6 protein-coding genes are annotated in these 9,438 nt (G+C 68.5%); 3 read left to right on the forward strand and 3 right to left on the reverse strand.

From position 1 onward, the window contains the following. Nucleotides 1-2 precede the first annotated feature (2 nt). The 3 genes from D7V88_RS34685 to D7V88_RS34695 all read right to left on the reverse strand — a co-directional run bounded on the left by D7V88_RS34685 (nt 3) and on the right by D7V88_RS34695 (nt 2,796). Complete coding sequence (locus D7V88_RS34685; protein ID WP_244238552.1) at nt 3-1,214, reverse strand: GAF domain-containing sensor histidine kinase; 1,212 nt, start codon at nt 1,212-1,214, stop codon at nt 3-5. A gap of 249 nt (nt 1,215-1,463) precedes the next feature. Next, entirely contained in the window at nt 1,464-1,790 is a 327-nt protein-coding gene (gene trxA / locus D7V88_RS34690; protein ID WP_120544894.1) for a thioredoxin, read from the reverse strand. Nucleotides 1,791-1,914: 124 nt separating this feature from the next. After that, nucleotides 1,915-2,796 (reverse strand): LysR family transcriptional regulator, encoded by an 882-nt coding sequence (locus tag D7V88_RS34695; RefSeq protein WP_208726651.1) that lies wholly within the window; start codon nt 2,794-2,796, stop codon nt 1,915-1,917. A 237-nt stretch (nt 2,797-3,033) separates the two neighbouring features. Here D7V88_RS34695 and D7V88_RS34700 point away from each other — a divergent pair, with 237 nt between their 5' ends. Genes D7V88_RS34700 through D7V88_RS34710 form a run of 3 tightly spaced genes read left to right on the forward strand, consistent with a single transcriptional unit; the run spans nt 3,034 to nt 9,335 of the window. After that, nucleotides 3,034-5,016: a LodA/GoxA family CTQ-dependent oxidase gene (locus D7V88_RS34700; protein WP_147448983.1), complete on the forward strand. Its 1,983-nt coding sequence runs from the start codon at nt 3,034-3,036 to the stop codon at nt 5,014-5,016. Next, nucleotides 5,013-6,143, forward strand: a complete 1,131-nt coding sequence (locus D7V88_RS34705) for a tryptophan 7-halogenase (RefSeq protein WP_120544897.1) — start codon at nt 5,013-5,015, stop codon at nt 6,141-6,143. Before D7V88_RS34700 ends, D7V88_RS34705 begins: the two co-directional genes overlap by 4 nt. A gap of 36 nt (nt 6,144-6,179) precedes the next feature. Further along, nucleotides 6,180-9,335 carry a hypothetical protein gene (locus D7V88_RS34710; RefSeq protein WP_120544898.1) on the forward strand — a complete coding sequence of 1,052 codons (3,156 nt, stop codon included), beginning with the start codon at nt 6,180-6,182 and terminating at the stop codon, nt 9,333-9,335. The last annotated feature ends 103 nt before the right edge of the window (nt 9,336-9,438 follow it).

Genomic DNA, 9,438 nt, shown 5'->3' on the forward strand with positions numbered 1-9,438 from the left:
GCCTACTCGCGCGTGGACACCGAGACATCGGACGCCGGTGCGACACGGTCCGAGGTGAGAAGCTCCAACCGCGTCTGCGCCCGGGCCCTGGCATCGAGCGGCAGGGTGATCGTGAAACAGGTCCCCTCCTCGGCCGAACTCGTCACGGAGGCCCGCCCGCCGTGCGCCTCGGCGAAACCCCTCACCAGGGGCAGCCCGAGCCCCCATCCCTTCTCCGCGCTCTCTGTCGCGGACCTCGAGCGGTGGAACGGTTCGAAGATGTTCTTCAGGTCCTCCCCGAGGATGGGGTTGCCCTGATTCTTCACCTGGAGCGTCACCTGCGCGCCGCTGCGGCCCAGCACGACTTCAATCGGGGTGCCCGGCGCGCCGTACTTCGCCGCGTTGGAGGCCAGGTTCTCGACGATGCGACGCAGCCCGATGGGGTCCGCCATCAACTGGAACGTGCCTTCTGCCTTCAGGACGAAGCGGTCCGTGTAGACCGCCGTGAGCTCCTCCAGCGTCTGGACGGTGATGGCGTGGAGGTCGCATTCGCTGAGTTTCAGGGCCACATGCTTCCCGGCCTGGATCTGGCTTGCGTCCAGCAGGTTCTGGATCATCCGTTCCGCGCGGTCCAGGCTCTGGTTCACCCGAGCCACCGACGTCTGGACGCTCGGCATGTCCGGATGGCGTCTGCCGAGCAGTTGCAGGCTCAACTTCGACGCCGTCAGGGGCGTGCGGAGGTCATGCGTCAGCGCCGCGACGAACGTGTCCCGGAGGTTCTGCTCGGTCTTCAGTTTCGTGATCTGATTCCGGAGGTTGATCTCCGTCATGATGGAGGCCGTCAGCTCCCGCATCACCTTGAGCTCTTGCGCCGTCCATTCGCGCACCTTGGGCTCGATGCAGCAGAAGGTCCCCAGCACGTGCCCTTCCGGGTTGATCAAGGGCAGCACGATGATGGCGACGATGCCCCACGGTCCGGTCGAGGGATGGAACTTGAGGAAGGGGTCGGCCAGGGCGTTCGAGGAGATGATGGATTCGCCCTCGAGCGTGTAGCGACACAGCGAAGCGTCAATCGGGAGTTCCCGCGTTTCGCTGAAGGGCGACGGCAGGCCGAAGTCCGCCTTGAAGAACTGCTTGTTGGCATCCACCAGGGAGATGATCGTCAACGGGACGTGGAGGAGCTCGGCCGCCAGGTGTGCAAGGCGGTCAAAGGCCTCCTCCCGAGGCGTATCCATCAGGCCGGTATCCCGGATTGCCTGCAGGCGGTTGGGATCCGTGAGGCGGCGATTGCACCGTTGCGTCCGCCCGAGTGATACATCATCCAGTGCGCCCAGGAACTTCATGGGAGCGTTTTTAGCCCGGTTCCCAGGCAGTGGGTACGTGGAAGCTGAGGCCCCGCTCGTTCGGTCGCTGACCCTCCTTCCCGAGGTGTTCAGCGCGGAACGTACGGCCCGGGGCGATGACAGGACGCTTGCCCGGCGCCCTCAGAGGACCTGTCGCACGGCCTCGTCGAGCTTCGCCTTCGCGACCGCGCCGACGATCTGCTTCACCACCTTGCCGTCCTTGAAGAACAGCAGCGTGGGCATGGCCCGGATGCCGTACTGCTCCGGCGTCACCGGGTGGTCATCGACGTTGAGCTTGGCCATCTTCATCCGGCCCTTGTACTCGGTCGCCAGCGCTTCGATGACCGGCGCGAGGACCCGGCACGGCGGACACCATGTGGCCGTGAAGTCCACCAGCACCGGCTCGGACGACTCCAGCACCTCGCGCTTGAACTCCGCGTCTCCCAGCTCGATGACGTTCGCAGCCATGTTCCATCCTCCGGTGAAGGGCGCGCTCACGCAGGCCGCGCCTCGGATCCACGGCCAGGATGTAATCGCGGGCAGGGCAGGGGACGAGTGCCCCGGTCGCAACGCATTGTTCCGCCAGGAGCCCCTAGCCTTCCTCCCACGGCAGCGCCGCGCCGCGCTCGGACAGCAGGTCCAGGAAGGCGCGCACCTTGAACGGAAGCTGCCGGCTGCTCGGGTAGACGGCGAAGATGGGCAGGCCCGGGGGAGTGTCCGCCGCGAGCACGGGGACCAGCAGTCCCGCGCGCACGTCGTCCGCCACGAGCGAGGCCGGCAGTCGCACGATGCCCAGCCCCGCGCGCGCCGCCGCCTGGCCCGCGCGCACGCTGGGTACGCGCAGGCGGCCCGTCACCGGCACCGTGCGTGCGCTCCGGCCCTCACCGAAGAACCACACCTCGTCGGTGCCGGGCTCGGCCAGGAGGACACATTCGTGCGCGCCCAGCGCTTCGGGCGACAGCGGCGTGCCGTGGCGGCTCAGATAGGCGGGGCTCGCGTAGCAGCCCGTGCGCACCCGCCCGAGCCTGCGCGCCACCAGCGACGAGTCCGGCAGCGGCCCGGTGCGCAGCGCCAGGTCGTACTCCTCCGCGACGAGGTCCACGTGCGTCTGCGCGAGCGACACCTCCACGCGCAGCCGGGGCTGGCGCAGCAGCAGTTCGGCGATGACGGGCGTGAGCAGCTCGCCGAGCAGCGACAGCGTCGCGATGCGCAGCGTCCCCTGGGGTGTCCCACGCGATTCGCTCAGCGCCGCGTTCACCTCGCGGGCCTCGGAGACGAGCCGCGCGCAGTGCGCGTGGTACTCACGGCCCGCCTCGGTGAGCCGCAGCCGCCGCGTGTTGCGCTCCAGCAGCCGGATGCCCAGGCGCTCCTCCATGGCGGCCAGCCGACGGCTCACCGTCGACTTGCGCAGGCCCAGGCGCTCCGCCGCGGCCGTGATGCCGCCCGTCGTCACCACCTCCGTGAAGAGGAGCATGTCATCCAGCAAAGGGGGACTTGAGGCCACGGGGAAAGCCTATGCCTTGGACGCGGCGGACCCCAAGGAATGACACGTCAGGCCCGGGCCCCTGACCTGTCAGCCCCCCGGCCTGACACGTCAGGGTCGGAAGGCCTCGCCCCCTAAACCCGCGCACTTCCTCAAGTCCAGTCTTCACCTGGAAGGCCCGTCAATTGCAGAACTCCCCGCCAACACCGGAGGAGCGCTGCAATGGGCATGAACTACAAGATCCACCCGGCGGTCGGGGTGGCCCGCGTCGGGGACAGCGAGGACTACTACCTGGGGCCCGAGACGGCGAAGGGGCTGCCGCAGGAGCGGACCGGTGGGGATGTGACCCGCTTCCGCGACCTGCATGGTGGCATCCGCCGGCAGGCGGCCCGGTTCCAGATCCACACGTTCGACCCCGACCACCCCAACGCGCCAGGAAAGCGCGTCCAGCCCGGGGTCGACGGGGTGCTGGACATTGAATGGACCGTTCACGTCGCGAACAAGAAGGCGGCCTGGTTCGAGTTCCAGCAGCAGCAGGGCGCGGATGGCGTGTACAACGTTGTCGATACCGCTGACTCGAAGGCGCACCCGCTGCGCAATCCCAGAACGAAGGACGCCGCCGGGCGCAACGCGCTCATCATCGACCCGGGGCCTCGCACCGTGGCGTGCCGGGGCAACAAGAACCTCCCCTTGCGCGCGGAGTTCTCCAAGGGCGATCCCCAGGCCCAGGGCTATCCCTGCACCTTCCCCGCGGCGGCGAACCTCCTCCCCGAAAACAATGACATCACCACCCTGGGCAGCGTCATCGCGGATGACCAGGGCTACCTCTACACGGTGGGAGGCCACGGCTGCTCTGGCACGACGGGGGTGTGGAACCTGTCCAACGGGTTGATTGACAACCTCCAGGAGGACGACAAGACGCTCACCGCCGATCAGGTCTTGCGCCTCGAACAGCTCCGGCAGGTGGCGGACCAGTGCTACCCGACGGAGGACGCGCTCCTGGCCGCCATGAAGGCGGAGATGGCGTCGCACGGAGACCAGCCGCCGAACATCGACGAGACCGTCGAATACATGCGGAAAAAGGCATACATGCAGCCGCGCCTGGACACCTACGCCAACAACAACTTCTGGTGGGACGACACGTCGGACGGCCCCGTCACCGCGACGGTCATCCTGGAGGGGGGCACGCGCGTGGATGTGGCGTTCCCGGCGTGGATGATGGTGGCCCCTCCGGCCTACGCGCCCCAACTGCTCAACATGATCACGCTGTACGACACGCTGCGCGACACCTTCGTCACCCAGCGCGACCTGGAACCGGAGTTCTGCAAGGGCGGCACGTTCAACGACAGCTACAGGCCGAACTTCCAGGCGGACATCGTGCCCATCCTCCAGCGCCCGGCCGACTACCGGTGGGTCGCGCGCATCAATGGTCAGGGCATCGATGCGCACGGCGCACTTGCCCGGCCGGAAGCCAGCCGTTCCAACTTCATGAAGGCCGTGCGCGACCCGCTGTCTTTCAATGACTATCCAGGCCGCATGCCACAGATGGCGGGGGACAATCCCCTCACGGACGACGTCCCGCGCCAATTCCTCACGCTCACCCGGACGCAGTACTTCTTCCTGAGCCAGTTCAGCAAGGGCCTCTTCGACAACACCCCGTCCACGGCCACCCCCACGCCGGGGCAGTTGCTGGACCGGGGCGTGCTGGAGAACTGCGTGGGCGGGCCCTTCTGCCCGGGCATCGAGATGACCTGGATTGCCCGCGACCCGAACTTCTTCATGGAGCCGTTCCGCTTCAAGCCCCGCGCGACAGGGGCCAGCGGCCTGCGATGGGACACCAACCCCCATGATGGACAGGGATTGGAGCCGGGGGACGCCACCAAATACATGGCCCTGCCGTGGCAGGCGGACTTCAACGAGTGCTCCAACCAGGTCGTGCAGAACACGTCCCTGTGGTGGTGGCCCTCGCAGCGGCCCTACGAGGTGAACTACCAGGACCGTAACGGGGAGTGGCAGCAGGGCTACTGGACGCGCCCGTCCAACATCAACTTCGACACGGACGAGGAGATGGTCTTCAAGTGGAAGGGACTGGGCTTCATCCTCGCCCGGAAGGACGCGCAGCCCGCGGACCAGGGCTCCTCCACCCCGGATGATCCGGCCCCGCTCTACATCGAGGTGGAGCGCCGGCTGCCGGACGGTGGCATGTCGTGAGCGACGCGCACTGTGACGTCGCCGTCCTCGGGGGAGGTCCGGCGGGCGCGGGCGTGGCGCTCGCGCTGAGGGCCCAGACGCAGGGGTCCGTCACGCTGGTGGAGCGCGCTTCCCACGACGCGCCCCGCATCGGTGAGACGCTGCCTCCGGATGCCCGGCGGCCCCTGGCGAAGCTGGGGGTGTGGGGCGGTTTCCTTCGCGACGGACACCTGGCCTCGCGCGGCACGGCGTCCTCGTGGGGCTCCGCCACGCTGGGCCATCACGACACGTTGATGTCGCCCGGAGGCTCGGCCTGGCACCTGGACCGCGCCCGCTTCGACGCGAGCCTGCGCGCCCAGGTCGCGGAGCGCGGTGGCACCGTGAGGGTTGGCACCACGCTGACCGGCTGCGAGTCGCTGGGCGCGGAGGGCTTCCGGCTGCACCTGTCGCATCCGTCCGAAGGTCTCTCCACGCTGTGCGCGCGCTTCGTGGTGGACGCGACGGGCTGGAAGGCGGACTTCGCCACGTCCCAGGGCGCGCGGCGACAGGTGGTGGACCGCTGCTTCGCCCTGTACGGCGACTTCCGCCTGCGGGAGGGCGCGGCGTTCAGCACGCAGGCGCTGGTGGAGGCCCGTCCGGAGGGCTGGTGGTACTCCGCGCTGCTTCCCGGAGGCCGCGTCGTCGTCGCTCTGATGGGGGATGGGGAGTCCCTGCGCGGCGTGCGTCCCAGCACCCCGGAGGCCTGGCTGTCATTGCTGGAGCGCACCACCGCCACCCGCGAGCGGCTGGACGTGTGTGACTTCACCGGGGAGCCGCTTCGGGCGGTGCCCGCAAACGTGGGTTTGCTGGACCGTCCCCATGCCGGACACTGGCTGGCGGTGGGGGACGCGGCGTGCACCTTTGATTCGCTGTCATCCCAGGGCATCTCCAAGGCGCTCGACTCCGCCCTGCTGGCAGCCGAAGCGCTGGATCAACACCTGCGGGGCCGCGCGGAGGCCCTGGGGGCCTACGCCGCCCGGGTGCGCCAGGGCTTCGTGGAACACCTGCGGACGCGGGACCACTACTACCGCGAGGAGCGGCGGTGGCCCGACGCCCCCTTCTGGCGCAACCGGCGCGAGGCCTTGGCCTCCGACGCCCTGGCCGCGTGACGGCCGCCTCTTGCTCACCCCAACCGGGATGGATCCATGAAGACAAGTCGTCAGCGATATCTCCTGCTCGCGCTGGGAGGCGTGAGCGCCTTGACCGCGGCGGTGGCCCTGGTCGGACAGCGGGGAGGCAACTCCCAGCCTGGCCGTGAGGACGCGAATACAGTCAACGTCGTCTCGGTTCCCACCCCGGGCACCGTGTCGACGCCCTATCCCGTCTTTCCCCACGGCAACACGCTGACCCAGCCGCTGGACGAGGGGGACGTCCGGGCCCAGCAGTTCCTCGCCTTCTATGCGAAGCAGGGCGGCGTCACCTTCCCGTCGCTGACGAAGGGGGACCTCGCCGCGCTGCCCGCCCGGACCCTGGACATCGCGCACAATGGCTTGAACCTGGGCAGCCAGCGCTTCAATTCCTCGCTGGTGTGTCAGTCCTGCCATGACGCGGACTGGCTGGCCAGCGACGACCTCACGCTGCCCCCCGACGCCCCGCCCACCTACAAGCCCCTGGCCACGATGGCCTATTGGCGGATGAAGGGCGTGGACCAACTCTGGGATGACAACACGGCGCCGTCCTTCCTGGATCCCACCGCACCCCTGCCGCTCGCGGCCAACTGGTCTCCGTTCGGAGACTGGAGCGCGTCCGTGAAGGCGCTGGCGGGCCGCGACCCCATCTTCCTCGCGCAGGTGGAGACCACGCGAAAGCTGTCGCCCCACCAGCCCGCCAAGGTGGACACGCTCTGTCTGCGCTGCCATTCCCCGCTGGCCCAGCGCCAGGCGGATGGCGAGGGCCGGGCCTTCACGCACGACCTGCTCTACGCGACGCCGGCCAACTCCCCAACGGATCCGGAGGGGGCGGTGCTGGGCGCGCTGGGGCGCGACGGCGTGTCGTGCAGCGCGTGTCACTCCGTGGCGCCCGCGAGCGGACAGCCCTGGAACGGCACGGACTACACGGCCTTCTACGGCACCACGAGCGGCACCATCTTCGGCGACCACGTGTCGGACCGCCTCAAGACGCGGTCGGAGACCGTGCAGCCGCCGGCGTTCCCCTTCACCTCGTCCATGAACCTGCGGCCGGGCACCATCGTGGGCCCGGACACGCACCTCAACAAGCAGCCCATGGCCGCCGCGGGGCTCAGCCTGGAGACGGCCGCCACGGTGGGCGGACACAGCTACCTGCGCGACTCCATGGTGTGCGGCTCGTGCCACGTCGTCATCCTGCCCAAGGTGCCCACGAACTACCGGCCCTCGATGCCCATCGCGGAGGCGGAGGCCCAGGGCGTCTACACGCGCCCCGTGAGCTGCGCGCAGAACCAGACGACCTTCAGCAGCACCGGCGACTTCCTCACCGACCCCTGCGTGGAGCTGGCGTACGAGCAGACGACCTACTTCGAGTGGCTCAACAGCGGCTACGCCCAGTCCACGGACACCTGCATGACGTGCCACATGCAGATCACCAAGCCCGCGCTGCCGTTCGACGGCAGCGTGAAGGTGGCGCAGCAGAACGAGGCCCTCGCCGCCTTCTACCGCGACAACCAGACCCTGCCGCCCCGGCAGTACAACCGCCACACGCTGCTGGGCATCAACCTGTTCGTCCATGAGATGTTCCAGCAGTTCCCGGACGTGCTGGGCCTGGACTTCTATGCGCAGCCGGACTCGCGCGTGCCGCCGTACCTCCAGAGCCCGGAGATCCTCGCGCGCACGCCCAACCTCGTCACCAACCCGGGCGCGGAGGACGGTCCGAAGGCGGACCTGACGGCCGACGGATGGGTGCCGGACACCGGGGCGACTGTCACGGTGGTGGAGCAGCAGGGGGCATCCCCGCAGCTCATCCAGCCCAGCCATGGCGCGCAGTTCTTCCAACTGAGCGGCGGCGCGTCGCTGACCGTGGACGTGTCCGCGTACCAGGCCCTCATCGACAAGGCGGCGGGGGCGGCGACCGTCCAGTGGGGCGCCACGGTGTACTGCGATGGCGTCCTGCCCTGCGGAACCCTCACGTTGCAGCAGAAGACGGGGCAGGGGGCCTGGACCAACACGGCCGGTGTCATCAACATGCCGCCGAGCCATCAGCGCTGGATTCCCGTGCAGGCAGCGGAGCCCACCCGCATTCCCGCGGGGACGAGCGCGCTACGGCTCTCCTTCCAGCCGGGCCGTGCGCTGAGCGTGGACGACGTGTTCCTCGCGCTGAAGTTCCCGGACGGTTCGGTGGCGCCGCTCACGGACGGCAAGCGTGACTACACCTTCGCGAAGAACCTGCTCAACGCCGAGCAGTCCATCCTGGACCTGGCGGTGAACAACTCGCAGGGCATCTTCGACCCGACGCAGCCCGCGGTCCTCGTCGCCGTGGATTCATACAGCGAGGACAACGGCACGCTGAACGTGCCTGTCACCGTCACCAGCAACGTGGGCCACAAGTTCCCCAGCGGCGCGGGCTTCCGCCGGGCCTTCCTCCAGTTCGAGGTGTCGGATGCGGACGGCAAGGTGCTGTGGGCGTCGGGCCAGCCCAACGCGCTGGGCGTCATCTGTTCGGGCGTCTGCAAGTCGGATGACAGCGCGCTGCTCGCGAGCGAGTTCACCACCGATGCGTCCAAGCTCCAGCCCAACCACCAGGTCATCACCCGGCAGGACCAGGCGCAGATCTACGAGCTGCGCGCGGTGGATGACATGAACCGTCTCACCAGCCTGGAGCTCCAGCAGTTCAAGGAGGTGAAGGACAACCGCCTGCTGCCGGACGGATGGATTTCACCGGAGCAGCGCAAGCCGGACGAGATGCTGCTCGGCCTGAACCTCCAGCAGATGGCGCGCCTCACGGAGCCGTTCAGCTTCGTGCTGGGACCCAACGACACGAGCGTCTCTGGCGACAAGGACTTCAACACGTCGCCGGCGCAGGGCACGGACCACGTCACCTTCCAGGTGCCGCTGGCCATGGTGAGCGGGTGGAAGAACATCCGCGTGCGGATGAACTACCAGACCATTCCGCCGGCCTACCTCAATGCTCGCTTCCGGGACTCGTTGCTGGACGGCAAGGGCAATCCTTCGCAGCCGGAGCCCGCGGTGAAGCGGCTCATCTACATGACCAGTCACCTGAACACGAAGACGTCCCTGTCGTACAAGTCCCAGGGCCAGGGCGCTTCGCAGGTGGACCTGATGAACAACTGGTCCATGGTGTTGAGCGAAGCGAGCATGACGAAGCCCTGAGCCGCGAAGGACGGGGCTGGACCCAGGCGGCCATCGGAAGCGGGGCTTCACGCCCGCCTCCGGTGGCCGCTTCGTCATGTCTCGCGGCGGGGGGCCACGGGGG

The sequence above is a fragment of the Corallococcus terminator genome (genome assembly GCF_003611635.1).
GTDB classification, from domain to species: domain Bacteria; phylum Myxococcota; class Myxococcia; order Myxococcales; family Myxococcaceae; genus Corallococcus; species Corallococcus terminator.

Coding starts and splice junctions, on each gene's coding strand:
- D7V88_RS34685 (WP_244238552.1), bottom strand. CDS start 1,214: ATGGATACGCCTCGGGAGGAGGCCTTTGACCGCCTTGCACACCTGGCG.
- trxA (WP_120544894.1), bottom strand. CDS start 1,790: ATGGCTGCGAACGTCATCGAGCTGGGAGACGCGGAGTTCAAGCGCGAG.
- D7V88_RS34695 (WP_208726651.1), bottom strand. CDS start 2,796: ATGCTCCTCTTCACGGAGGTGGTGACGACGGGCGGCATCACGGCCGCG.
- D7V88_RS34700 (WP_147448983.1), top strand. CDS start 3,034: ATGAACTACAAGATCCACCCGGCGGTCGGGGTGGCCCGCGTCGGGGAC.
- D7V88_RS34710 (WP_120544898.1), top strand. CDS start 6,180: ATGAAGACAAGTCGTCAGCGATATCTCCTGCTCGCGCTGGGAGGCGTG.